Source organism: Ideonella aquatica (assembly GCF_018069755.1).
In the GTDB taxonomy this organism is placed as follows: domain Bacteria; phylum Pseudomonadota; class Gammaproteobacteria; order Burkholderiales; family Burkholderiaceae_C; genus Ideonella; species Ideonella aquatica.
Window position 1 is genome coordinate 36,466 of the sequence record NZ_JAGQDE010000023.1, and the last position, 25,003, is coordinate 61,468.

At 71.7% G+C, this 25,003-nt stretch carries 22 protein-coding genes; 3 read left to right on the forward strand and 19 right to left on the reverse strand.

The annotated features are described in order from the left end of the window. Positions 1 to 37 precede the first annotated feature (37 nt). From KAK06_RS19615 to KAK06_RS19660, 10 genes are all read right to left on the reverse strand, one after another. Positions 38 to 889, reverse strand: coding sequence for an electron transfer flavoprotein subunit beta/FixA family protein (locus KAK06_RS19615; RefSeq protein WP_210803849.1), 852 nt, complete (start codon positions 887 to 889; stop codon positions 38 to 40). Between the two features lie 25 nt (positions 890 to 914). Further along, entirely contained in the window at positions 915 to 1,259 is a 345-nt protein-coding gene (nifW, locus tag KAK06_RS19620) for a nitrogenase stabilizing/protective protein NifW (protein ID WP_210803850.1), read from the reverse strand. Between the two features lie 13 nt (positions 1,260 to 1,272). Further along, complete coding sequence (gene nifV / locus KAK06_RS19625) at positions 1,273 to 2,430, reverse strand: homocitrate synthase (protein ID WP_210803851.1); 1,158 nt, start codon at positions 2,428 to 2,430, stop codon at positions 1,273 to 1,275. Positions 2,431 to 2,597: 167 nt separating this feature from the next. Next, the gene (locus KAK06_RS19630; protein WP_210803852.1) at positions 2,598 to 4,070 is read right to left on the reverse strand and encodes a methyl-accepting chemotaxis protein; all 1,473 of its coding nucleotides are present in this window, start codon (positions 4,068 to 4,070) and stop codon (positions 2,598 to 2,600) included. A 118-nt stretch (positions 4,071 to 4,188) separates the two neighbouring features. Continuing rightward, a complete protein-coding gene (gene fdx, locus KAK06_RS19635; RefSeq protein WP_210803853.1) occupies positions 4,189 to 4,533 on the reverse strand; it encodes an ISC system 2Fe-2S type ferredoxin in 345 nt (114 codons plus the stop codon). A 3-nt stretch (positions 4,534 to 4,536) separates the two neighbouring features. Further along, positions 4,537 to 6,480, reverse strand: a complete 1,944-nt coding sequence (gene hscA, locus KAK06_RS19640; protein WP_210803854.1) for a Fe-S protein assembly chaperone HscA — start codon at positions 6,478 to 6,480, stop codon at positions 4,537 to 4,539. A 152-nt stretch (positions 6,481 to 6,632) separates the two neighbouring features. Next, positions 6,633 to 6,956, reverse strand: a complete 324-nt coding sequence (locus KAK06_RS19645) for a HesB/IscA family protein (RefSeq protein WP_210803855.1) — start codon at positions 6,954 to 6,956, stop codon at positions 6,633 to 6,635. A gap of 19 nt (positions 6,957 to 6,975) precedes the next feature. After that, on the reverse strand, positions 6,976 to 7,344 hold the full coding sequence (gene erpA, locus KAK06_RS19650; protein ID WP_247652998.1) for an iron-sulfur cluster insertion protein ErpA: 369 nt from the start codon (positions 7,342 to 7,344) through the stop codon (positions 6,976 to 6,978). Positions 7,345 to 7,415: 71 nt separating this feature from the next. After that, positions 7,416 to 7,835, reverse strand: coding sequence for a Fe-S cluster assembly scaffold IscU (gene iscU, locus KAK06_RS19655; RefSeq protein ID WP_210803857.1), 420 nt, complete (start codon positions 7,833 to 7,835; stop codon positions 7,416 to 7,418). 16 nt (positions 7,836 to 7,851) lie between these two features. Next, entirely contained in the window at positions 7,852 to 9,066 is a 1,215-nt protein-coding gene (locus KAK06_RS19660; protein ID WP_210803858.1) for an IscS subfamily cysteine desulfurase, read from the reverse strand. A gap of 247 nt (positions 9,067 to 9,313) precedes the next feature. Between KAK06_RS19660 and KAK06_RS19665 the strand changes: the two genes are divergently transcribed. Beyond that, complete coding sequence (locus tag KAK06_RS19665; RefSeq protein WP_210803859.1) at positions 9,314 to 10,750, forward strand: sensor histidine kinase; 1,437 nt, start codon at positions 9,314 to 9,316, stop codon at positions 10,748 to 10,750. Here KAK06_RS19665 and KAK06_RS19670 read toward each other — a convergent pair. From KAK06_RS19670 to pqqA, 7 genes are all read right to left on the reverse strand, one after another. Next, positions 10,713 to 11,654, reverse strand: a complete 942-nt coding sequence (locus KAK06_RS19670; RefSeq protein ID WP_210803860.1) for a LysR substrate-binding domain-containing protein — start codon at positions 11,652 to 11,654, stop codon at positions 10,713 to 10,715. The two genes, KAK06_RS19665 and KAK06_RS19670, sit on opposite strands and share 38 nt — an antisense overlap. 29 nt (positions 11,655 to 11,683) lie before the next feature. Further along, complete coding sequence (locus KAK06_RS19675) at positions 11,684 to 13,051, reverse strand: flavin monoamine oxidase family protein (protein ID WP_210803861.1); 1,368 nt, start codon at positions 13,049 to 13,051, stop codon at positions 11,684 to 11,686. A gap of 95 nt (positions 13,052 to 13,146) precedes the next feature. Continuing rightward, positions 13,147 to 14,283 carry a pyrroloquinoline quinone biosynthesis protein PqqE gene (pqqE, locus tag KAK06_RS19680; protein WP_210803862.1) on the reverse strand — a complete coding sequence of 379 codons (1,137 nt, stop codon included), beginning with the start codon at positions 14,281 to 14,283 and terminating at the stop codon, positions 13,147 to 13,149. Beyond that, entirely contained in the window at positions 14,280 to 14,546 is a 267-nt protein-coding gene (gene pqqD, locus KAK06_RS19685; protein ID WP_210803863.1) for a pyrroloquinoline quinone biosynthesis peptide chaperone PqqD, read from the reverse strand. Before pqqD ends, pqqE begins: the two co-directional genes overlap by 4 nt. After that, positions 14,546 to 15,274 (reverse strand): pyrroloquinoline-quinone synthase PqqC, encoded by a 729-nt coding sequence (pqqC, locus tag KAK06_RS19690; protein WP_310741128.1) that lies wholly within the window; start codon positions 15,272 to 15,274, stop codon positions 14,546 to 14,548. Before pqqC ends, pqqD begins: the two co-directional genes overlap by 1 nt. Beyond that, positions 15,271 to 16,185, reverse strand: a complete 915-nt coding sequence (gene pqqB, locus KAK06_RS19695; protein WP_210803864.1) for a pyrroloquinoline quinone biosynthesis protein PqqB — start codon at positions 16,183 to 16,185, stop codon at positions 15,271 to 15,273. Before pqqB ends, pqqC begins: the two co-directional genes overlap by 4 nt. 73 nt (positions 16,186 to 16,258) lie before the next feature. After that, complete coding sequence (pqqA, locus tag KAK06_RS24700; RefSeq protein ID WP_510587267.1) at positions 16,259 to 16,333, reverse strand: pyrroloquinoline quinone precursor peptide PqqA; 75 nt, start codon at positions 16,331 to 16,333, stop codon at positions 16,259 to 16,261. Positions 16,334 to 16,507: 174 nt separating this feature from the next. On the opposite strand from pqqA, the gene KAK06_RS19705 reads away from it, so the two are divergent. Next, a complete protein-coding gene (locus KAK06_RS19705; protein WP_210803866.1) occupies positions 16,508 to 17,896 on the forward strand; it encodes an ATP-binding protein in 1,389 nt (462 codons plus the stop codon). Next, on the forward strand, positions 17,893 to 18,528 hold the full coding sequence (locus KAK06_RS19710) for a response regulator (protein ID WP_210803867.1): 636 nt from the start codon (positions 17,893 to 17,895) through the stop codon (positions 18,526 to 18,528). The genes KAK06_RS19705 and KAK06_RS19710 overlap by 4 nt, the downstream gene beginning before the upstream one ends. Here the strand turns inward: KAK06_RS19710 and KAK06_RS19715 are convergent, their stop codons facing one another. Both KAK06_RS19715 and KAK06_RS19720 read right to left on the reverse strand, forming a co-directional pair. Further along, positions 18,529 to 19,749 (reverse strand): outer membrane beta-barrel protein, encoded by a 1,221-nt coding sequence (locus KAK06_RS19715; protein WP_210803868.1) that lies wholly within the window; start codon positions 19,747 to 19,749, stop codon positions 18,529 to 18,531. Beyond that, positions 19,746 to 24,953 (reverse strand): beta strand repeat-containing protein, encoded by a 5,208-nt coding sequence (locus tag KAK06_RS19720; protein ID WP_210803869.1) that lies wholly within the window; start codon positions 24,951 to 24,953, stop codon positions 19,746 to 19,748. The genes KAK06_RS19715 and KAK06_RS19720 overlap by 4 nt, the downstream gene beginning before the upstream one ends. Positions 24,954 to 25,003 lie beyond the last annotated feature (50 nt).

Below are 25,003 nucleotides of genomic sequence, written 5' to 3' on the forward strand. Positions count from 1 at the left end.
TTCGCGGGTTTGGCGGCGTCACTCATGGCGTGGCTCCTCAGGCGGACAGGCGATCGACGGTCTCTTGCTCGAGCGTCGGGTGGGTGGTGAAGATCTTCTGCAGCAGGTTCAGGCAGACGTCGTTGACGCTGGTGCCGTCGCCCACTTCCTGCATCTCGGCGCGCACGCTGCGCGCCTTGGGGGCAAACACCTTGCTGACGATGGTGGGGCTGCCCTTGAGGCCGATCTTGGCGATGTCCTCGATGCCGGCGTCGTCCTTGTTCCACTTGCGGATCTGGCAACGGCCGGCGCGCAGCATGTCGTCCATGGTGGCGAAGCGCATCGTGTTCGTGCCCTCCAGCATGGTGATGAGGCTGGGCAGCGTGGTCTGCAGGCGCTGCACGCCGCCTTCGGCCCGGCGTTCCACCGTCAGGGTGCGGCCGTCGAGGTCGACCTCGTTGATCTTGCTGACATAGGTCAGCAGGTTCCAGCCCAGGCGCTTGGCGATGCCGGGGCCGACCTGGGCGGTGTCGCCGTCGATCGTCTGCTTGCCGGTGAAGACCAGGTCCACCGCCTGCTCCTCGCCGATCTTCTTGATGGCGGAGTACAGCGCGTAGGAGGTGGCCAGCGTGTCGGCGCCGGCGAAGGCGCGGTCGGTGATCAGGATGGCGTCGGTGGCGCCGAAGCTGATGCACTTGCGCAGCGCCTCCTCGGCCTGCGGCGGGCCCATGCACAGCACGGTGACGCGGCCGCCGAACTGGTCCTTCAGCCGCAGCGCCTCTTCCAGCGCGAACAGGTCGTAGGGGTTGACGATGGCCGGCACGCCCTGGCGCATGATGGTGTTGGTCACCGGGTGGACACGGATTTGTGCCGAGTCCGGGACCTGCTTGATGCAGACGACGATGTGCATGGAAAGCTCTCCTGCGGTCGGTGGGTCAGGCGCGCGCGGTGCGCCGCTCGGCCAGGCTGTCGCGCAGGCGGCTGACCTGCACGTGCTGGGTGCCACCGGCGTCCTGGAAGACCTTGAAGACCTTCTCGGTGGCGGCATCGGACGTGGTGAAGTCCTGGTAGGCGCGCGCCAGCAGCTCGCGGTAGCGGGTGAACATCGCCACCTCATCCAGCCCAGCCAGGCCGTCGGCCTGGCGCAGGTACTGGTAGAAGCGCTTGAGGATGTGCAGGCGGTTCACGTTCACCACGTGCTCGTCGTAGGCGATCCCGAAGAACTCCAGGAACTCGTTGGCGCTGGACAGCGCCTTCAGGCGGGTGGTCAGGTCATCCATGGCGGGGTCTCCTTCAAGCGGCCAGCGGCGCGGGAAGCCGGGCGAACAGTTCTCGGTGCAGGCGCCGCAGCTCCTCGGGGCGCGGCGACTGTTTGGTGGCCAGCACATGGCGGCGCACCGCGGCCAGCAGCACCGGCGCCTGGGCGTCGCCCAGCGGCAGGCCCAGGCTGTCGCAGACGGCGCGCAGGGCATGCGTGCCGCTGTGCTTGCCCAGCACGGTGGTGTGGCCGCGACCCAGCTCGGCGGGGTCGAAGCCCTGGTAGTTGCGGGCGTCCTTCAGCAGGCCGTCCACGTGGATGCCCGACTCGTGGCTGAAGACGCCGTCACCGACGATGGCCTTGCCCGCCGCCACCGGCCTGCCGGCCGCCTCGGCCACCAGGCGCGACAGCGCCGGCAGCGCGCGGGTATCGACGCCGCACTCCACGCCGTGCAGGTGGCGCATGGCCATCACCACCTCTTCCAGCGCGGCATTGCCGGCGCGTTCGCCCAGGCCGTTGACGGTGGTGCTGGCGTGGGTGGCACCGGCACGCCAGGCGGCCAGCGTGTTGGCGGTGGCCAGGCCGAGGTCGTCGTGGGCGTGCATCTCGATCGCGATGTCGATCTCGGTGCGCAGCGCGCTGATGCGCTGCCAGGTCTCGAAGGGGTCGAGGATGCCCAGCGTGTCGGCGTAGCGCACGCGGGTGGCGCCGGCCCACTGGGCGGTGGCGGCGCAGCGGCGCAGGAAGTCAGCGTCGGCCCGCGAGGCGTCCTCGAAGCCGACGCTGACGGTGGCGCCGGCGTCCAGCGCGGCCAGCACATGGCGGGTCAGGGTGTTCAGCACCCAGTCGCGGTCGCGCTGCAGCTTGCGCTCGATCTGCAGATCGGACACCGGCACCGACAGGTGGACGATGTCGGCGCCGCAGGCCAGCGCACCCTGCAGGTCGCTGCCGTGCATGCGCGCCCAGACCATGGTGCGCGCACGCAGGCCCAGGCCGGTGATGGCGCGGATCAGTGCGCATTCCTCGGCCCCCATGGCCGGCACGCCGATCTCCAGCTCGGGCACGCCGGCCGCGTCCAGCGCGCGGGCAATGGCCAGTTTCTCGTCGGCGGTGAAGGCCACACCGGCGGTCTGCTCGCCATCGCGCAGCGTGGTGTCGTTGACGGTGAAGGGCCAGGTGGGGTCGGCGCGCATGGGGCTGTCCTTGCGGAGCTGTGCGCTAGGCATCGCAAGCGCTGTGCCACCCCGGATCAGCCGCTCAAGTCCTTGATTGGCAAAGAAAAAATCCCGCTCGGCCTGGTGCCGTCGGGGCTGTGGGAATTGTCGGGTTGCGCACAGGCGGCGCGCGCCGCGGGGGGGCGTCAGCCGCCGTCGGAGCGGTTGGCCGAGACCATCACCGCCAGGTCCTCCCAGGGCATCACAAAGGCCATCTTGTCCACCGGCGTGCGCGTGACGGGGTGCCAGGAGCGGAACTCCAGCCAGCCCCCGCCCTGGTCAGCGATCGCCAGCGTCTGCTGCACCACGGCCTGCACGTCGACGCCCGGCGGCAGCACCGCCGGCTTGTCGGCCTTGCTGGGGTCGGCGCCGAAGGCGCGGAAATGGCCCTGGCGGTCGAGCACGATGACGAACAGGTCGCGGTCGATGAAGCCGCCGGCCTGGTCGTGGAAGCGCTGCACGGCGCGCGACAGACCATCGCTGCGCAGCGCGGCCACGGCGCGCTCGCACAGCGTGCGGGCCTCGTCGGCACAGCCCTGGCGCAGGCGCATGGTCAGCACGCCCTGCTTGAGGTTGGCCGCCTGCTGGCGCAGTTGCTCGGCAGCGCCCACCGAGTTGTCGACCATGATCATGTTGCGCTGCGTGAGCTGCTCGATGCCGCCCACCGCCTGCGCGATCTCGCCCACGCTGTGGCTTTGCCGTGCGGTGGAGGTGGCAACCTCGCGCACGCGGTCGGCCACCTGGCGCACGCCGCTGGCCATTTCGCCCAGCAGTTGGTCGACCTCGCGGATGCATTGCACGCCGGCGCCCACCTCACCAGCCGAGGCCTGGATCAGCTGGCGCACCTCGGCCGCGGCACTGGCAGTGCGCCCGGCCAGCGTGCGCACCTCGGTGGCCACCACCGCAAAGCCGCGCCCGGTCTCACCGGCGCGTGCAGCTTCCACCGCGGCGTTGAGCGCCAGGATGTTGGTCTGGAAGGCAATGCCGTCGATGACGCCAATGATCTGGCTCATCTGCTGCGAGCGCTGCTCGATGCGCGAGACGGCCTCGACCGCCTGCTGCACCGCGCCGATGCCGCGCTCGGCGTTGTGGCGCACGCCGTCGGCCAGCTGGTTGGCTTCACCGGCGGCCTCGGCATTGCGCTGCACGCTGCCGCTGAGTTCGGTGACGCTGGCGCTGGTCTGCTCCAGCGTGGCGGCCTGTTCCTCGGTGCGCTGCGACAGCGCGCGGGCGTCGGCCGACAGGCGCTCACCCGCCAGCGCGGCCAGTTCGGCCTCGCTGCGGATATTGGCCACCAGGCGCGACCACGCGCGCTGCATGGCCTCCAGCCGGGCGCCCATCGGGCCCAGGCTGCCGCGCACCGACTGCTCGTCCAGGCTGCGGGTCAGGTCGCCCGAGGCCACACGCTCCATCGCCGCATGCAGGTCGTCCAGCGCGGCACGCTGGCGGTGCTGCTGCCAGGCGGTCAGGACCAGGCCGGCCAGGATCAGCAGCGTCGACACCGGCAACGCCGCGGCGCTCAGCCAGGGCAGCAGCGCCGCCGCCAGCATCAGTGCGGCGGGCAGCCACGGCGAGGTGGCGCCCCGCAGCAGGGTCGACAGGCGAGTCACAGCATTCATCGTCGGCACTTGGACAGGGCCCCGGAGACACCCGGTGCGTCGTCGACGAGTGTGGCCAGCGGGCCGGACGAAGAAGCCCCGAACAAGGGTGTTGCCAGGACGATTATCCGCGGCCGGCTCAGCGCTCGCGCGCGTGGTTCTTGGTGTAGCGCGGCAGCTCGATGGTCAGCGGTGCGTCGCGCAGGGTCACGCAGCAGGCCAGGCGCGACTGGGCGTCCAGGCCCCAGGCCGCGTCGAGCTGGTCTTCCTCGTCGGTGCCGGGCGCCTTCAGCGAGGCCCCACCGCTGCGCACATGCACATGGCAGGTGGCGCAGGCACCGACCTTCTCGCAGGCATGTTCGATCGCGATGCCGTGCGTCAGCAGGGCATCGACGAGGCTGTCGCCCGGCTGGGCTTCAATGCGGGCGCCCTGCGGGCACAGCGCGGCGTGCGGCAGCACGGTGATCAGCACGGGCGTGGTCATGGGTCAGGCGTGAGCGGGGCTGGGCGCAGCGGCCACCGCGCTGGCCAGCGTGTCCAGCCGCTGACCGGCCAGCGCCGCACGCACACGGGCGTCCATGCGGCGGCCGGCGAAGGCGGTGGTGGCCTGGTTCAGGCCCTCGGTGGCCTGGCGCAGGGACTCGCGCAGGGTCTTGCGTTCCTCCGGGCTGCCGCCCTCGCCCTCGGCGCACTGCTCCAGGCCGTCGGCCACGTCCTGCATCGCGCGCAGGATGGCGAACTGCTCGCGCGGCCACAGCAGATGAGCGTCCTCGTGCAGCGCGGCGTCGACCGCATCCAGCAGGCGGCGCGCCTCGACCTCGGCCTCGCGCAGCAGGCGCGCCGCAGCATCCGACTCGGCGCTGGCAATCGCCGACTGCAACATGCCGGCCACCGCCTCGTTGGCCAGGCCGTGGCTGGGCTTGACCTCGACATGCGCCTGCACGCCGCTGGTCTGCTCCTGCGCGGTGACGCTGAGCAGGCCGTCGGCATCGATCTGGAAGGTCACGCGGATGCGCGCCGCGCCCGCCACCATCGGCGGGATGCCCCTCAGCGTGAAGCGCGCCAGGCTGCGGCACTCGCTGACCAGTTCGCGCTCGCCCTGCACCACGTGCAGCGCCATCGCGGTCTGGCCGTCCTTGAAGGTGGTGAACTCCTGCGCCCGCGCGGTGGGCACGGTGGAGTTGCGCGGAATGATCTTCTCGACCAGACCGCCCATGGTCTCCAGGCCCAGCGACAGCGGGCAGACATCCAGCAGCAGCAGGCCGTCGTCGCCCGCGGCGCGGTTGCCGGCCAGCTGGTCGGCCTGGATCGCGGCGCCCAGCGCCACCGCCTGGTCGGGGTCGATGCCGGTGTAGGGCTCGCGGCCGAAGACATCGGTCACCGCGCGACGCACCGCCAGCAGCCGGGTGGAGCCGCCGACCAGCACCACGCCGTCGACCTCGGGGGCCTTCAGGCCGGCGTCGCGCAGCGCGCGCCGCAGCGGGCCCAGCGTGCGCTCGATCAGCGGCTGCACCAGGGTATCCAGCCGCTCGCGCGTCAGCAGGGCGCCCTGCTGCTCGCCAGCGCTGGTGCGGCACAGCATCGTGATCTGTTCGTGCTCGGACAGCGCTTCCTTGGCCGTGCGGGCGGCACGGCGCAGTGCGCTGGCGTCGTTGGGGCCCCAGTCCATCGCCGGGTCCAGGCTGCAGAACCAGTCGACCAGCAGCTGGTCCACATCGTCGCCACCCAGCACCGGGTCGCCATTCGTGGCCAGCACTTCAAAGACGCCCCGGGTCAGACGCAGCACGCTGACATCAAAGGTGCCGCCACCCAGGTCGTAGACCACATAGACGCCTTCGTTGGCGGTGTCCAGGCCATAGGCCACGGCCGCCGCGGTGGGCTCGTTGAGCAGGCGCAGCACGTTCAGGCCGGCGGCGCGGGCGGCGTCCTTGGTGGCCTGGCGCTGTGCGTCATCGAAGTAAGCCGGCACGGTGATGACCGCGCCCACCAGCGGGCCACCCAGCGCGGCCTCGGCGCGCTCGCGCAGCGCGCGCAGCACCTCGGCGCCCACCGCGACCGGGCTCTTCACGCCGGCCACCGTGCGCACACCCACCGCGCTGGGGCCCAGGGCCTCCAGTGCATAGGGCACCAGACCGGGCGTGATGTCGGCCGGCGCGCGGCCGATCAGGCGCTTGGCCGAGGCAATGGTGTTGAGCGGGTCCTCGGCGGCCAGCGCCTGGGCGTCGGCGCCCACGGTGACGGCGCCGTCAGCGGCGTAGTGGACGACGCTGGGCAGCAGCAGCCGACCCGCCTCATCACCCAGCACCACCGGCACGCCGCTGCGCAGCGTGGCCACCAGCGAATGGGTGGTGCCCAGGTCAATGCCCACCGCCAGCCGGTGCTGGTGCGGTGCCGCCGCCCGGCCGGGTTCAGCGATCTGCAGCAGCGCCATTCATCGCTCCAGAAAAGGTTGGGGGAAGCCCCGCCGCCCACGTGCCGCACCGCCGCCGCCCCAACCCGGTCCCAGCCGTGGATCCGGCTTCGCCGGTCCACTGGCTGAGCCCCCTCGGGGGGTGGCGAGCGCCAGCGAGCCTGGGGGCTCCATCACACGGCGAACGATTCGCCGCAGCCGCAGTTGGCCGAGGCGTTCGGGTTGTGGAACTTGAAGCCTTCGTTCAGGCCTTCGCGCACCCAGTCGAGCTGGGTGCCGTCAACCAGTGGCAGGCTTTGCGCGTCCACCAGCAGCGCCACGCCCTCGGTCTCGAAGACCTGGTCGTCGGCGTTGGCGGCATCGGCAAACTCCAGCGCGTAGGCATAGCCCGAGCAGCCGCTGGTCTTGACGGCGATGCGCAGGCCCACGCCACTGCCGCGCTGGGTGAGCGCCTTGCGGATCTGGTGGGCGGCCTTGGGGGTGACGGACAGCGACATGGCGGGCCTTTCGCGGCAGTCAGACGGAGAACGAGCTGCCGCAGCCGCAGGTGCTGCTGGCATTGGGGTTGCGGATCACGAAGCGCGAGCCCTCCAGGCTCTCCTCGTAGTCGATCTCGGCGCCCACCAGGTACTGCAGGCTCATCGCATCGACCAGCACGCGGATGCCGCCGCGGCTGACCTCGTGGTCGTCGGGCTTGGGCGCGTCGTCGAAGGCGAAGCCGTACTGGAAGCCCGAGCAGCCGCCGCCGGTGACGAAGATGCGCAGGCGCAGCTCGGGATCGTTCTCCTCGGCCAGCATGGCGCCGACCTTGTCGACCACCGCGTCGCTGAGGTTGAGCGGCGGCACGCCATCGGCGAAGCTGGGCAGCGTCGGCGGCGCGGTCATGGTGGCGGAGGTGGCGCAGCTGGCGCCGTTGGGTTGCGATTGGCAGGCCATGGGCGGATCTCCAGACAGGTTCAGTGGGTGGGGGCGCAGGCGGGGTGCTCGACGGCCTCACCCAGCTTGGCGCGGTAGTCGCTGACCGCCGCCTTGATGGCGTCCTCGGCCAGGATGGAGCAGTGGATCTTCACGGGCGGCAGCGCCAGCTCTTCGGCGATCTGGGTGTTCTTGATGGCCAGCGCCTGGTCCAGGGTCTTGCCCTTGACCCACTCGGTGACCAGCGAACTGCTGGCAATCGCCGAACCGCAGCCATAGGTCTTGAAGCGCGCATCCTCGATCACGCCGGTGGCCGGGTTGACCTTGATCTGCAGCTTCATCACGTCGCCGCAGGCCGGCGCGCCGACCATGCCGGTGCCGACGCCGGCATCGGCGGCCTCGAAGCCGCCGACGTTGCGGGGGTTCTCGTAGTGGTCGATGACCTTGTCGCTGTAAGCCATGAGGATCTCCTGAATGTCAGTGTTCTGCCCACTGCACCGACGCGAGGTCGATGCCGGCCAGGTGCATGTCCCACAGCGGACTCAAGCTGCGCAGGCGCTCGACGGTGGTGCGCACGCGCGCCGCGGCGGCATCAATCTCGGCCTCGGTGGTGAAGCGGCCGATCGAGAAGCGGATCGAGCTGTGCGCCACCTCGTCGGACAGGCCCAGCGCGCGCAGCACATAGCTGGGCTCCAGGCTGGCCGAGGTGCAGGCCGAACCGGACGACACCGCCACGCCCTTGATGCCCATCAGCAGCGACTCGCCCTCGACGAAGGTGAAGCTGATGTTCAGGTTGTGCGGCACGCGCTGGGTCAGGTGGCCGTTGACCAGCACCTCGGGGATGTCCTGCAGCTGGCTCAGCAGGCGCTGCTGCAGCGTGCGGATGCGCTCGTTCTCGGTGGCCATGCCGGCGCGCGCCAGGCGGTAGGCCTCGCCCATGCCGACGATCTGGTGGGTGGGCAGGGTGCCCGAGCGCATGCCCCGCTCGTGGCCGCCGCCGTGCATCTGGGCCTCGATGCGCACGCGCGGTTTGCGCCGCACATACAGCGCACCGATGCCCTTGGGGCCATAGGTCTTGTGCGCCGACAGACTCATCAGGTCCACGCACTGCGTGGCCATGTCCAGCGCGATCTTGCCGGGGGCCTGGGCCGCATCCACATGGAACAGGATGCCGCGCTCGCGCAGCATCGCGCCGATCGCCGTGATGTCCTGCACCACGCCAATCTCGTTGTTGACCGCCATCACCGAGACCAGGATGGTGTCGGGGCGGACCGCGGCTTCGAGCACGGCCATGTCCAGCAGGCCGTCGGCCTGGACCGGCAGGTAGCTGACCTCGAAGCCGGCGCGTTCCAGCTCACGCATGGTGTCGAGCACCGCCTTGTGCTCGGTCTGCACGGTGATCAGGTGCTTGCCCTTGGCCTGGTGGAACTGGGCCGCGCCCTTGATCGCCAGGTTGTTGGACTCGGTGGCGCCGCTGGTCCAGACGATCTCGCGCGGGTCGGCGCCGATCAGTGCGGCCACCTGTTCGCGGGCGATTTCCACCGCCTCCTCGGCCGCCCAGCCAAAGGCGTGGCTGCGCGAGGCCGGGTTGCCGAACTGCTCGTACAGGTAAGGCAGCATGGCTTGCACCACCCGAGGGTCCACTGGCGTGGTGGCGGCGTAGTCCAGGTAGATCGGCTTGGCGGTGTCCATCGTGGGCTCCCTCGGGCCCTCGGCCCGCGACGAGAGGCTTACCGCAACTGGCGTGCCAGACCGATTGATACCGCGCAAGTGCTTGATTTGGCGAGGAGTTCCGGCATGCCGCGGGCTCAACGGAGGCCTGCAGACTGTGGGATTTGTCGGTTCCTCGACGTGTTCCGGGTAGTTGTAGGCATGCAACCCACATGCGCACTTCAACAAGTCGGGTCACAATGGCGACGGAGTCCACTGCCCCCGACGCATGTTCGAATTTCTGGCGCGCCTGCCTGTCGAAGCCTGGTCCGTGAGCAGCGGCGTCGGGGCGGTGCTGCTGTTCGCCATGGGGGCCGCCTGCCTGCACCTGTGGCGCCGCGATGGCGAGGCCGGCTTGTGGCAGCTGGGCGTGGCGGCCCTGGCGATCGCGTTGTTCTATGGTCTGGACGCCAGCCACCTGAACAAGCCGCAGGGCCCGACGATCCAGCCGATGCTGTGGCTGCCGGTGCTGATGCTGGTGGCGATCGGCTTCTGGACGGCCGGCATGTCCAAGGTGCTGGGTCTGCGAGGCGGCTGGCGCAGCCCGCTGGTGCCGGTGCTGCTGGTGCCCCCCTTGCTGGTGAGCCTGCCGCTGATGGCGGGCGTGCCGCTGCCGCGCAGCACCGGCAACATCGTCCTCACCGCGGTGTTCATCGGTGTGGCCGCACTGGCCTGGCGCCAACGCCAGCGCGAGCCGGGCGCCGGCCACGGCTGGGTGGCGCTGACGGTCGCGGCCATTCCGTCGCTGGCCTTGTTGGTCCATTTCAGCGGCCACGTGTCCTTCGCACTGCGCTACCTGGTGATGGCGCCACTGGCGGTGTCCTACCTGACGGTGCTGATCGTCACGCTGCGCCGCCGCAGCCAGGCGCTGCAGCGCGAGGTGGAACGCCGCCGCAGCGCCGAGGTGGCGATGGAAACGCTCAATGCCTCGCTGGAGCGCAGCGTGCAGCAGCGCACCGCCGACCTGCGTGACATGGTGGCCGGGCTGGAGAGCTTCAACCGCAGCGTCTCGCACGACCTGCGCGGGCCGCTGGGCGGCATCGAGGGCGCCGCCCGCCTGGCCGACGAGGCGCTGCAGCGTGGCGACACCGCGGCCGCGCGCACGCTGCTGGGCGCGATCGGCAGCCAGGCCCAGACCTCACGCGCGCTGGTGGCCTCGCTGCTGGAACTGGCGCGCGTGGGCGATGCGCGGCTGGCGCGGCGCAGCGTGTCGCTGGAAGCGCTGGCGCGCGAGGCGATTGCCGACATCCAGCGCCAGTCGGCCGGGCAGCGCCTGCCGGCTTTCAACCTGCACGACCTGCCCACGGTACAGGCCGATGCCGACCTGCTGCGCCCGGTGCTGGTCAACCTGCTGGGCAACGCCTGCAAGTTCAGCGAGGGCCAGGCTGAGCCGACGGTGGAGATCGGCGCCGAAGCCCACGACCGGCAGCTGACCGTCTTTGTGCGCGACAACGGCGTGGGCTTCGACCCCGACCGCGCGCGCGAGCTGTTCCAGCCCTTCCGCCGCCTGCATGGCCGCGGCTTCGATGGCCATGGCGTGGGCCTGAGCATCGTGCGCCGCGCGGTGGAGCGCCACGGCGGCCAGGTCTGGGCCGAGGGGCAGCTCGGCCAGGGAGCCTGCTTCTACTTCACCCTGCCCCAGGAGGAGGCGCCGGGCAGGCCGTGAGCGCGCTCGTCTCGGGGGCGTCGACCTCGGCCGCCAGGGTCGTGCGCAACCAGTGGGCCAGCCGCCTGGCCTGGGGATTCAGGCCCTGCGCCGGGCCCAGCAGCAGGTAGCTCTGCATCGCGCAGAACTCAGGCCGGATCCGGACCAGCCGGCCGGCCTGCAGATCGTCGCGCGCCAGCAGCGGATTGCTCAGGGCCACGCCCTGGCCGGACAGCGCCAGCGCCATCACGTCGTCGGCGCTGGCATGCGCCAGCTCGCTGATGGGCCGGGCGCGCACGCCCAGGCGCCCGAACCACTCGGCCCACCAGCTGCCGTCGTCCTCGTGCAGCAGCGGCCAGCGCAGCAGGGCCCGCACCGAGCCGGGCGGACCCAGGCGGGCCAGCAGCGAGGGCGCACACACCGGGAACACCGGGGGGCGGATCAGCAGCTCGGTGGGCCCCGCAAAGTCGTCGGGCTCGCCGTAGCCCACGCCCAGATCGGCCCGTTGCACCGGCAGCTCGGTCAGCACCGCCGCCGGCTCGACCGCGACCCGCAGACCCGGGTGCGACTGCAGGAAGTCGCCCAGCCGCGGCCTGAGCCAGCGCGACGCAAACCCAGGTACCGCGATCAACCGGATCCAGGCACGGTCGGGCTGGGCGCTGAAGTCCTGCGTGGCTTCGTGGATGGCTGCCAGCGCCTGGTGGATGCGCTCGTGGTAGCGGCGCCCGGCTTCGGTCAGCACGACGCCGCGCGCATGGCGCTCGAACAGCGGTCGACCCAGCCATTGCTCCAGGCTGCGGATCTGGCGCGCAATGGCCGGCTGGGTGACATGCAGCGCCTCGGCCGCCGCCACAAAGCTGCCGCACTGGCCCGCCAGGTCAAAGGCGCGCAGGGCATTGAGCGGGGGCAGTCGAGGGGCCTTCATCAGCCCCGATGCTATGCCTGCTGCCTCAATCACCCCTGCAGCAGGGCCTCGGCCGCCGTCCAGCCCGACAGGCAGGCGCCATGGACGGTGGCAAAGTGCTTGCGGTGGGTGGCCTCGCCGGCGAAGAACAGGCGGCCCTGCACCGGCGCGGCCAGGGCATCGCGCATCGCCGGCGTGGCGCCCAGCCGGTTGAACGAGTAGGCGCCCCGCGCAAAGGGGTCGCGGCTCCAGCGCGGAATCTGCCAGGCCGTGGGCTCGGGGACGGCGGCGCCGTACATGGCCCGCAATGCCGCCATCGCATCGGCGACGATCTCGTCGTCGCGCCAGCCGGCCTCGGCCTCGCAGGCGTAGCGGCCGCCCAGAAAGCCCAGCAGCGCTGGCGTGCCACCGCTGACCCGGGCCAGGTTGAGCCACTGGTGGAACTGGCCTTGTCGCGCCGCCGGGGCCACATGCTCGAGCCAGTCCACATCGTCCCAGAACACCTGGGGAAAGCGCAGGACGACCTTGCTGAGCACGCCGCTGTCCATGCCCAGCCGGGCGATCGCCTCGCGCTTGGCCGCCGGCAGCGCCGGACTGAAGCGCACGCTGCCCGCCTGCAGCACGCCCAGCGGCAGCGTGACCAACACACGGCTGCCGTTGAAGCGCCCGGACAGCGTGTCGACCTGTACGCCGTTGCGGTCGTGCCGGATCTGCGTGACCACCTGACCCAGGCGGATGTCCAGGCCTTGTGCCAGATGGTGCACCAGCGCGTCATAGCCCTCGGGCAGCACCGCATCCAGGCCGGGGTAGCTGTCGGCGCTGTCCCAGTACCAGCTGGACAGCTCGGCCGAGTCACCGGCGTACTCGTCGTCGGCCAGGCTGACCAGGAAGTGGTTGAGCAGGCGGCGCTCGGCCCCGGACAAGGCGCCGGACCCGATGCGTCGCCGCACCGAGGCCGCCAAGCCCTGCTCACGCGGCGCCCGGTAGCCCGCGCGAATCGCCTCGCGCACCCGTTGCTGCATAGCCAGGTACTCCGAGCCCCGGCCGGTCGGCAGGCGGCCCAGCCGGGCGTCGAAGCTGGCGAAGCTGTCGTAGTCGGTGGTGACCAGGCGGGCACCGACCTCGGCCGCCAGCGCCGTCAGCGGATTGCTCTGGGTGCCATGGATCCACGAGGCGCCCAGGTCCACCGTCAGATCGGGCCACAGCCGGCTGGTGTGGATGCGTCCGCCGATGCGCTCGCGGGCCTCCAGCACGGTCACCGCCACACCGGCGTCATGCAGGCGGCGTGCCGCAATCAGTCCGGCCATGCCGGCGCCGATCACCAAGACCGGCGCGGCCGATGCGGCGAGCGCACGGCGCCCCGCAACAGGGCCGACCAGCGAGGTGGCCACGGTCTGTATCACTTGTCGACGGCGCATGGGACGGGCGAGGAAAGACGCAACGCAGCGCAGCATAGGACGCCGCGCCGTCCCGCACCAACGATCAATGCGTGGCCTGCCCTGCAGGAAATGTTTCAGCTGGTGCTCAGCCGCAGCGACTCGGCCCGGCCGCGGAAGATCAGCGGCTGCTCGGGCAGCCGGCCGGCATCGGCCGCGGCCACCGCCGCCTGCACCACGCCGTGCTGCGGGCTCTTGGCACAGACCGGGTCGGCGGCGGCAGCATCCTTCGCCAGCATGTAGGCCTGGCAGCGGCAGCCGCCCAGGTCCTCTTCCTTCTTGTCGCAGCTGGCGCAGGGCTCCTTCATCCAGCCAGTGCCGCGGTAGGCATTGAAGCCTTCGCTGTCGTACCAGATGGACTTCAGGTCGCGCTCGCGCACCGTGGGAAAGCTCAGGCCCGGCAGCATGCGCGCGGTGTGGCAGGGCAGCGCGGCGCCATCAGGCGTAATGGTGAGAAACACATTGCCCCAGCCGTTCATGCACTTCTTGGGCCGCGCCTCGTGGTAGTCGGGCGAGACAAAGAAGAGCTTCATCTGCCCGTCGAGCTTGCGGCGCCACTCGTCGGTGATGGCCTCGGCGCGCTGCAGCTGCGCGCGGCTGGGCATCAGGTGGCCGCGGTTCTCCAGCGCCCAGGAGTAGTACTGGCTGTTGGCCAGCTCCAGGTACTCGGCGCCCAGCTCGTGGGCCATGGCGATGATGCGGTCGATGTGGTCGATGTTCAGGCGGTGAATCACCACGTTCATCACCATCGGCCAGCCCTGGGCCTTGAGCATCTCGCCCACGCGCTGCTTGAGCGCAAAGGTCTTGGTGCTGGAGAGGAAGTCGTTGACCTCGCGGCTGGAGTCCTGGAAGGAGAGCTGGATGTGGTCCAGGCCGGCGGCCTTCAGCGCCGCGCAGCGCTCTTCGGTGAGGCCCACGCCGCTGGTCAGCAGGTTGGTGTAGAAGCCCAGGCGGTGGGCTTCGGCGACCATCAGCTCCAGATCGTCGCGCAGCAGCGGCTCGCCGCCCGAGAAGCCGCACTGCACCGCGCCCAGCGCGCGCGCTTCGCGCAGCACGCGCAGCCATTCGTCGGTGGACAGCTCGTCCTCATGGCGCGCGTAGTCGGTCGGGTTGTAGCAGAACACGCAGTGCAGCGGGCAGCGGTAGGTCACCTCGGCCAGCAGCCACAGCGGCGGCCCAACCACGGCGCTCTTCAGGCCCGACAGCGCATTCATGCCAGCGTCACCCAGCGGTTGCCGCTGGCGATCTCCAGGAACTTCTCGACATCCGGCCGCAGCCCGCTGGCGCTGAACGCGGCCTCCAGGCTGGCGACGATGCCGGCCAGGTCGGTGGCGCCGTCACAGCGGCTCATGATCTCGCCCGCGCTGCGGTTGAGCTTGACCATGCCTTCGGGGTAGAGCAGCACATGGCAGCCTTGGGCCTCTTCCCACTGCAGGCGAAAGCCGTGGCCCAGACGCGGGGTGACCGAATCGTCCATCAGGTGTTCACGCCGTAGCGGGTGGCCATGGCGTCGTTCATCGCCCACAGCACATCCAGCTTGAACTTCAGGATGTCCAGCGCGCGCAGTTGCAGCGGCTTGGTGTTGAAGTAGCCCAGCGTGACCTCCAGGCCTTGTTCCACATCGCGCCGCGCCTGGGTGACGCGGTTGCGGAAGTATTGCAGGCCGGTGGACTCGATCCAGGGGTAGTGCTCGGGCCAGGTGGCCAGGCGCTGCTTGTGGATCTCGGGGGCGAACAGCTCGGTCAGCGAGGAGCAGACCGACTCCTGCCAGGGCCGCTGGCGGGCGAAGTTGATGTAGGCATCCACCGCGAACTGCACCGCCGGGATGATGTGGCGGCCGTCGGTGATTTCCTCGCGCGTCAGGCCGCAGGCGATGCCCAGCCGGATCCAGGCCTCGATGCCGCCTTCGTCCTTGACACCGCCGATCTCGTAGCCGTCGTGGTCCAGCATGCGCTGGATCCAGCCGCGGCGGATCTCGCGGTCGGGGCAGTTGGACATCACCGCCGCGTCCTTCACCGGAATCGCGATCTGGTAGCTGAATCGGTTGGCCACCCAGCCGCGGATCTGCTCCGGCGTGGCCTTTCCGGTGTTGAGCATCACGTTGAACGGATGGTGGATGTGGTAGGCCTTGCCCTGCTCGCGCAGGCGGGCCTCGAACTCGGTGCGCGACCAGGCGCTGCCGCTGTCAGAGAGGATGGCTGTCACAGGTCGATCTCCAGTCCGTCATGGCTGACCTCGACGCCTGCGGCGGTGCAGGCGGCGCGCTCGGGCGAGTGCTCGTCGAGGATGGGGTTGGTGTTGTTGATGTGGATGAGCAGCTTGCGGGTGCTGGCGGGCAGCTTGGCCAGCCACTCCAGCATGCCGCCGGCGCCGGACTGCGGCAGGTGGCCGATCTCGCTGCCGCGCTTGCTGGAGATGCCCAGGCGGATCATCTCGTCGTCGGTCCAGAAGGTGCCGTCGACCATCACCACGTCGGCGGTGTTCATCACCTCCCACACCGTGGGGTCGATCTCGGCCAGACCGGGCGCGTAGAACAGCGTGCGGCCGTTGGCGGTGTTCTCGAACAGGTAGCCGACGTTGTCGCCCACCACGTTGTGTTCGCGGTGCGGCGAGAAGGGCGCGGGCTTGCTCCACAGCGGCAGCGCGCGCACGCGCAGACCGGCCACGCCGGGCACCTCGAAGGGCGCGCCATCGGGCGTGACGGTGTGGCGATCCACACCGCAGAAATGGCCCAGCACGCGCAGGATCGGGTTGCCCTGGCTCAGGTCGTCGTGGACCGGGTCGGTGCACCACAGTGGCAGCGGGCTGCCGCGCTCGCGCAGCATGAAGAGGCCGGTGGTGTGGTCGATCTGCCCGTCGACCAGCAGCACGCCGCGGATGCCGGTGTCGCGCAACTGGCGCGCCGGCTGCAGCGCGGGCGTGGCCTGGATCTGCTGCAGGATATCGGGGCTGGCGTTGACCAGCACCCAGTCGGCGCCGTCGCCGACGATCACCGAGCTCTGCGTGCGGCGACGCAGCCCGGGCCGGCCGGCGCGCACGCCAGCGCACTGGGTGCAGTTGCAGTTCCACTGCGGGAAACCGCCACCGGCGGCAGCGCCCAGCACGATGAGCTTCATCAAGACACGCGAGGAGGGAGGGAGAAACAGACGGGGCCGTGCATGCACGGCCCCGGGGCGAGGATGCAGCCGATCAGCGGGCCGCGATGTACATCGTGATCTCGAAGCCGAAACGGAAGTCGCAGGCGCTCGGGGTTTCCCAGGTCATGAAGGTCTCCTTGGTCAGTGCAGTGCCGGGATGGCACCGATGACGAAGTGTGGTCCTGAGGGCCGTGGCGGTCATCGTCCGGTCCATGAAACGGGGCTCATGATTTTCATGAACCGGTCTGCGGGTTCACCCCAGGCGTGCGGCAGCCCCCTCGGCGCGGCCGACAATCGGCGCATGAACGCCCTGCCCCGCACCGCCACTGGCTCCAGCCTGCGGCTGCAGCTCCATGCCATCGTGCTGGCGATGATGCTGCTGTTCATCGGCGCGCTGCTGTGGCTGCGCATCGATGCCACCCGCGCCAGCGTGCGCGAGGAGATCACCGGCTCCAACCGCGTGGCGGCGCAGCTGCTGGAGCGGGTGAGCTGGATCTTCGCCCGCGGCGGGCCGCCGGCGATGCTGGAGTTCCTGGACCGGCTGGGCCGCGTACGGGCCAACGAGATCACCTTGGTGGACACCGACGGTCGAGAGCTCTACCGTTCGCCCGCGTCCACCTACAAGGAGGGCCGCAGCGCGCCCGAGTGGTTCACCGAACTGGTCACGCCGGCGCTGCAGCGCCAGCAAATCCGCATGCCCGGCGCCACGCTGACGATCGAGTCCAACCCCTCGCGCGCCATCCTCGATGGCTGGGACGACCTGTGGCAGCTGGCCGGCGCCACCGCGCTGGCGCTGGCCGTGGTGCTGGCGGCCGTGGTCTGGGCGGTGCACCGGGCGCTCAAGCCGTTTGGCCAGATCGTTGCCGGCCTGCAGCGCCTGCAGCAGGGCGACTACGCGGCGCGCCTGCCCGCCCTGCCTGGCCGCGAGGCGGCACTGATCGGCGACGCCGTGAACCGCCTGGGCGAGGCGATCGAGACCACGGTGCAGCAGCGCATTGCCGCGCACGCCGCCGAGCAGCGCCTGGCCGACAGCCGCGACTGGGCGCGCCGGGTGGAGCAGCGGCTGGAGGCCGAGCGGCGCGAGATCGCCGCCGAGCTGCACGACGAGCTGGGCCAGTCGGTCACCGGCATCCGCTCGCTGGCGCGCTCTCTGGCCACCCGGCTGCCGGCGGATGACGCGGTCGGCCGCGACGCCGCGCAGCTGATCGACACCGAGGCGGCCCGCCTGTACGACGCAATGCACGGCCTGATCCCGCGCCTGACCCCGCTGACGCTGGGCCCGCTGGGTCTGCCCGACGCGCTGCAGGACCTGCTGGCCTCGCTGCGCGCGCGCCACGTCGGCACCGAGTTCGCGCTGCAGATCGACGGCGCCGACGGCCCGGTCGACCCCGAACCCGCGCTGGCCGCCTACCGCACGGTGCAGGAAGCGGTGAACAATGCGCTCAAGCACAGTGGCGGGCAGCGCATTGCGGTGGCGCTGCGCCGTGAAGGAGAACGCATGCACCTGACGATCACCGACAACGGCCGCGGCCTGCCCGCATCGGAAGGTTCCAGCGGCCGCTTTGGGCTGCGCAGCCTGCGTGGCCGCGTCGAGGCGCTGGGCGGGCGCTTCGAGGCCGGCCAGGCCGACGGCGGCGGCGCCTGCGTGCAGGTCGAACTGCCAGCACGCGCGCCAGAGGCCAGCACATGATCCGGGTGGTGCTGGTCGATGACCATGCGGTCGTACGCATGGGCTTTCGCATGCTGCTGCAGGCCCCGGGCAGCGAGATCGAGGTGGTCGGCGAGGCCGCCGACGGCGAGGCCCTGCTCAAGGGCCTGCCGCAGTGGCAACCCGAGGTGGTGGTGATGGACCTGACCATGCCCGGCCTGGGCGGCCTGGAAACCCTGCGCCGCCTGCGCGCGCGCGACGACGCGCCGCGCGTGCTGGTGCTCTCGGCCCATGAGGACACCGCCTACCCGCGCCGCGCGCTGAACGCTGGCGCCCAGGGCTTTGTCAGCAAGCGCAGCGCGCCCGAAACCCTGCCCGAGGCGATCCGTGCGGTCGCCCAGGGCAAGCGCTACCTGGATGCGCAGACCGCGCAGGCGCTGGCGCTGTCGCAACTCGACGGCTCGGCCAGCCCCTTCGATGCGCTGTCCGAGCGCGAGTTCGAGGTCTTCACCCGCCTGGCCCGCGGCAAGAGCGTGGCCGAGATCGCCGAGGCGCTGAGCCTGTCGCCCAGCACCGTGGGCACCCACCTCTACAACATCAAGCAGAAGCTGAACGCCGGCAACCAGGCCGAGCTGACGCTGCTGGCGCTGCGCTGGGGCGTGATCGAGGCCTGATCACAAGCCGGTGCTCAGCACCACCGAGCCCAACTGGCGCGTGAAGTCGAAGCCGCTGATGCTGGAGCGCCGCTGCAGCCAGCCCAGGTTCAGGCCGACCTGCCAGTGGCGGCCCAGGTCGTGGCGCAGCGCCAGGTCGGCCGAGCGCAGGCGGTCATCGCGTGGCTGGAAGCCGTTGACGTAGTGGCTGCGCACCTGGGCCAGCGTCAGGCTGGCGCGGGTGGCGCCCCATTGCTCGTGCCAGGCCAGTTGCCAGCGCGTGCCCAGCACCGCGTCGGCGCCGTCACCGGGCACGTCGCTGGCCTCGCGCTGGCCACCCAGCTCCAGGCTGCGCCGCGGCGTGGCCTGCCAGCGCAGCTCGCCCGACCAGCTCAGCAGACCCTGGGTGGGGCGCAGGCGGTCAAAGCGGCGCTGCTGCGGGCCGGCCTGCAGCTGGCCACTCCACTCGGCCGTGGGCTCCCACTGCAGCAGGCCCAGCAGCCGCACATCGGTGTGCGACAGCGACTGGTAGCTGTTCGGGTAGCGCTGACGCAGGCGGCGCAGCTCCACGCCAGCGCGGCGTTCGGGCTCGGCCAGCGGCACCAGCACGCGGCCGATCAGGCTGGCGCTGTCGGCATCGGCCAGGATGGTCAGCGCGCGCTGCGTGCGGTAGCGCTTGCGCGAGGCACTGGCATCGAGCTCCAGCCGCGGCGACGCGCCCTCGGCCAGCGCCAGATCGTGGCGCCACACCAGCCCGGCCGCCGCGGCCAGGTAGCGGTCGGGCGGCAGAGCGGGCTGCGACGGGTCGGGCTGGCTGACGCTGTCGTGCCACTCCTGCCCGGCGGCGCGCCAGGCCACCGCGGTGCGCGTGCCCAGCAGGTGGATGCCATCGGCCGACAGCTCGGTGTTGGTGCTGTCGTCCAGCCGGCTGGACAGGTAGGTGGTGCGCTCGGCGCGCCAGCCCAGGTTCAAGCGGCTGCTGCCGTCCTGGCGCTGCAGCTGCACCGTGGGAAACAGCGCGACAAAGGCCGAGCGCCGCTGGCCCGCCGACTGCAGCCGCAGGTTGTCGTTGTGGCCGGTGGCCACCAGCAGCTGCGGCTGCAGCGTCCACGCGTCCCAGCGCAGACCGGGCGGCGCAAAGGCGTCGCCGCTGGCCGGCTCATCGGCCGCCAGGGCGCTGCCCGCCACGGCCGCCAGCACCAGGCTGGCCAGCCGCGCGGGACACCGGGGCAGGCGCCTCAAGGCAGCATCGCGCCGCGCGTGCGCACGTCGCCACCACGCAGATCACCCGGCGTGCGCGTGGCGGCCTGGCTGACGGTGGCCGGACCCGGCGAGCGGGGCGTCGCACCACCGGCCAGCGTGGACCCGTTCATCGACGGTTGCAGGCCGCTGGTGATGGCCGGTGCGGCCGCCTGAGCGCGCAGCTGGGCCACGGCCTGGTAGGCCGCTGCCCAGTTCTCGGTCAATTGGGCCTGGCGCTCGGCGGCGCTGGCCGGCGGCGTCCACAGCGCGGTACCGCCCGGACGGCTCAGCAGGTAGCTGATGTCCGAGCCCTTGGGGGCGCTGGCGGTCAGCGTGTAGGTCAGCAGCACCGTGTTGTTGCCGGCCACGAAGCCGCTGAGCGTCTTGGCCTTGTCGGTGAAGTAGGCCTGGGCGTCGGGCAGCGTCGCGAAGTTGGCGTTCAGCACCGTGGTGCCACCGCGCTTGACCTTGAAGTTCAGGGTGTCGAAGCCACCGTTGTAGGCGGTCATGTCGAGCAGGCCCAGCGTCAGGTCGGTGGCGGTGTTCAGGTTGAAGCTGTACAGCGCGCTGGCGGTGTAGGTGCGCGTGCCGACGCCACCACTGTAGTTGGCGCCCAGCGAGCCCAGCCCGATCACCACGCCCGAGCCCACCGCGGCCGCCACATTGGGGTGGGCCCCCAGCAGCGTGTTCAGCGAGGCGGCGTTGGGCGCCCCGTTGGCGAACGAGAAGGCCTGCATGCCGTTGCTGCCACCGTTCAGGTTGGGGAAGTTCAGGCCAGCCGCGGGGTTGTAGCTGGACGAGGCCTGGCTGATGGTGGTGGCCTTGACGTCCGCCTCGGCACTGGTCTGGATGCTGCTGGTGCCGCTGGTGGCGGTGCTGCGCGCCGTGGTCAGGCCCGCCGCGCCGTTGGCCCAGGCATAGGAGCTCAGGTCGGCGGCATCGATGCCATGGGTCACCGCCGTGGCATTGGCCGTGCCGGCCAGCGACGTGGCACGGGCATTGGCGGTGGACGCACCGGCCGCCGCGGTGGTGGTGGCGGTGGCCGATGCATCGGCCTGACCGGCGGTGGCGCCGGTGCCGGCGGTGGCGTAGACATTGACTGTCGCGGTGCGCGCGGCGCCGCCGTTGCCCCGCGCATCGGCATCGCCGCCGCTGCCGGCCCCAACACCATTGCCCGCGGTGGCGGTGGTGTTCAGCGTCAGCGTGCCCATCGTGTTGACGGTGGTGATGCCGGTGTTGGTGCCGGCATCGCCGCCGCTGCCGCCGGAGCCCGAGCTCGTGCCGCCACCCGCGCCGCCGGTGGCATTGTTGGTCACGGTGACCGTGCGGCCCTGCAGGTTGTTGCGGATCAGGTTGGACTGCGCGCTGCCACCCTGGCCGCCCTGGGCGGTGTAGGAGTAGCCGCCCGCACCAGCGGTGGCGGTCTGGCTGAGGATGAGCGATCCGCGGGTGACGCCGTTGACCGCGCCCACCAGCGTCACCGAGGCCCCCAGGCCGCCATCGGCGCCGGTGCTGCCGGTACCACCGGATCCACCGTCGGCCAGCGCCGTCACCGACAGTGCGCCGGTGCTTGAGGTGGCCTGACCCGAGGCGCTGGCCGTGGCGCCCGCGCCGCCCGTCTGGCCCACACCCACGGCCGCGCCGCCGTTGCCGCCATGGGCCTGCACGTCCACGGTGGCGGCACGCGACAGCACGGTGGTGGCCGAGGCACTGGCCTGGGCGCTGCCGCCGTCGCCGCCCGAGGCGGTGGAGGTGCCGGCGCCGCCCGTGGCGCCGGTGGCGTAGGAGCCCACCGACAGCGTGTTGCTGCCACTGACCGTGGCCGCGCTGCTGGCCTGGCCGCCCGTGCCGCTGGTGCCTGCCGTGGTCTGACCGCCGGTGCCGCCCGAGGCCAGCGCCACGATCGACGCGGTCGCCGAGCCGCTGTTGAGGGTCAGCTGGGAGTTGGCGTTGGCACCGTTGCCGGCGATGCCGCTGTCCGAGCTGCCGCCCACGCCACCGTAGGCATTCTGGGTGATCGACAGTGCGCCCAGCGTGCTGCCGCTGGCCACGTTGACCAGCGAGGTTGACGCGCCCTGGCCGCCATTGGCGCCGTTCAGACCGCCGCCGCCGCTGCCGCCATAGGCGCGCGCAATGACCGTGGCCGAGCCGGTGCCGGTGCTGGCACTGGCCGACACCGTGGCGGTGGCGCCGGCGCCGCCGCTCTGGCCGACACCGCGGCCGGTGCCGCCATCGCCCCCGTTGGCCTGGGCCAGTGCCTGCGCGTCGTAGTCCAGCGAGCTGCTGGCCTGGACCTGGGACGAGGCCGTGGCGCCGTTGCCGCCGTTGGCCACACCGGTGCCGACCGAGCCGCCATTGCCACCGTTGGCATAGCCCACCAGGTAGGTGCGGCCCGGCGCCGTGCCCGACAGCTGGGACGAGGCCTGCTGGCCCAGGCCCACCAGGCCGTCACTGGTGCTGCCGCCGGCGCCGCCGGTGGTGGTCATCGAGATGTTCAGGTACTCGGCATCGGCCAGGCTCACCGTGAGGTTGTTGGTGGCGCTGCCGCCACCGCCCGCCTGGCCGGCGTACGAGTAGCCGCCCGCGCCCCCGGACACGTTCTGGGTCAGGTAGATCGTGCCGGTGGAGGTGCCGGCCACGGCATTGACCGCCGAGGCATTGGCCCCGCTGCCGCCATGGGCGCCGGTGTAGCCGGTGCCGCCGTCGCCGCCATTGACGCTGGCCGACAGCGTCAGCGTGCCGTCCTCGGACTGTCCGCTGACACTGGTGCTGGCAGTGCCGCCCGCACCGGCCGTGCGGCCGGCGCCCGCGGCCTGGCCACCGCGGCCACCATTGGCGCTGCCGGTGACGCGCACGGCGGCCGTGCCCAGGCTGCGACCGACCAGCGTGGTGCTGGCGTTGCCGCCCTTGGCGCCACTGGCATCGGCACCGCCGCCGCCGCCAGTGCCGCCGGTGGCCGCGCCATCGACATTCAGGATGTTGACGCCCTCGATCGTGGCCTGCGTGGTGGCGTTACCACCGACCAGCGTGCTGCCCAGCGACGAGGCGCCTCCGGCGCCACCGTTGGCGGTGATGTCAGCGTTGAAGGTCGAGGCCAGCAGGTCACTGCGCGTCAGGCTGCTGCTGGCGTTGCCGCCCTTGCCGGCGGTGCCGCTGGCGCTGCCACCACCGACGCCACCCTGGGCCAGTTGAGTCAGGGTCAGCACGCCGCTGGTGCTGCCGTTCACGCTGTCAGTGAGCGTGACTGCCGCACCGACGCCGCCGTTGCCGCTGTTCGACCCCGCACCGCCGGTGCCGCCGTAGCTGCGGCTGGTCACGCCGACGGCTCCGCTGCCGCTGGAGCCCGAAGCGGACGACGTGGCGCCCCCGCCCGCGCCGGCATTACCGGCGCTGCTGGCGCCACCAGTGCCGCCATTGGCCTGGGCCAGCACCGTCACCGGTGCCGACAGCACCGAGTCGGCGACCGCGGTGGAGGTGGCCGCGCCGCCATTGCGGCCATTGGCGGTCGAGCCGCCGCCGCCGCTGCCGCCGGTGGCATAGGTACTGCCCGCCAGTTGCCCCACACCGCTGAGGTCCAGCGTTGATGTGGCCGCACCTGCTGCGCCGCCGGTGCCACTGGTGGTGCCTCCGCCGCTGCCGGCGTCGGCGCGCAGGGTCACCGTCAGACGGGCGGCGCTGGTGTCGTCGCGCAGCAGGCTGCTGCTGGCGCCGCCGCCGTTGCCCGCGGTGGCGGTGTAGGAATAGCCGCCATTGCCGCCATTGGCGTTCTGGTTGATCGCAGCGGTACCGTAGGTGGTGGCGGACACCGCATCGACGACGCTGATCACGGCGCCATTGCCGCCGTTGGCGCCCGTGAAACCGGTGCCCCCCGCGCCGCCGTTGGCCGTGCCCGTGGCGGTGACCGTGCCGTTGCCCGACACGCCGCTGCTGGTCAGCGCCGCCTGGCCGCCATTGCCGCCGGCGCCGCTGCCGCTGGCCGAGCCGCCACTGCCGCCGGTGGCGGTGGCGGTGATCGTGGCGGTCTTGTTGGCGACGGTGGTGCCACTGGCGTTGGCCGTGCCCTTGCCGCCGGCACTGCCGCTGCCCGCGCTGTCGGCGCCGCCGGTGCCGCCCAGGGCGTCGATGCCCATGGTCAGGTTGCCCACCGCCGTCACCGTGGCCTCACTCAGCGCCGTGCCGGAGGAACCAACCGTCCCAGCGCCGGCCGCGCCGCCGGTACCGCCGCGGCTGTAGAGGTTGATGGTGTGCTGGCTGGCAAAGGTGTCGCTGCGGGTCAGGCGCGAGGTGGCGTTGCCGCCATCACCGCCGACGCCGTCGCTGGCCGTGCCGCCATGCCCGGCATAGGCATCCTGGTTCAGCGTCAGCGTGCCGGTGGTCTTGCCTACCGCCGCGTCGGTGACAACCTGGTTGGCGCCGTCGCCGGCGTTGGCCCCCGCGCCCCCCGTGCCGCCGCTGCCGGCGGTGGCGCGGGCGCTGACGGTGACCGTGCCGCTGCCGCTCTGGCCGTTGGCCGAGGTGACCCCGTTGGCGCCGTTGCCGGCGCTGTGCCCGGCGCCGGTGGCCGAGCCCCCATTGCCGCCGGTGGCCTGGCTGGAAACACCGACCGCTGCAGCCCCCGAGGTGGTGCCGCGCGCCGTGCTGGTGCCGCGCGCACCGGCCGAGCCGTTGTCGTTGCTGGCGCTGCCGCCGTCGCCGCCGTTGGCATAGCCATTGACGTTGATCGCCCCGCTGCCGGTGATGCGCACGTTGGTGGTGGCCTGCCCGCCCACGGTGGTGGAGCCCGAGGTGGTCCCGCCGCCCGTGCCGCCCGTGGCGTGCACGTTGGCGTTGATCGTGCCCGGCGTGTTGTTGGTGTAGATCAGGGTGCTGCTGGCAGCACCCGCGCTGCCGGCGCCGGACTCATAGGAGTAGCCGCCGCTGCCGCCCGTGGCGTTCTGGTTCAGCGCCAGCGTGCCGGTGGTGTTGCCGCTGACCGCACCGGTCACCGTCACCCCCGCGCCATCGCCCCCTTGGGCCGTGGTGAAGCCGGTACCCCCGTGGCCGCCGCTGACGTTCACCGTGGCGGTGGCCGTGCCGCTGCCCGAATTGGCGTTGGCCGATGCACTGGCGCTGGCGCCGTTGCCGCCGGAGCGGCCGGCGTCGCGGCCCGCGCCGCCGTCGCCGCCACCGGCCGTGGCCGTGGCCGACCCGGTCGAGGCGCCCACGCCCGTGGCCGTCGCGACAGCCGTGGCGCCAGCGCCGTTGCCGCCGCTGC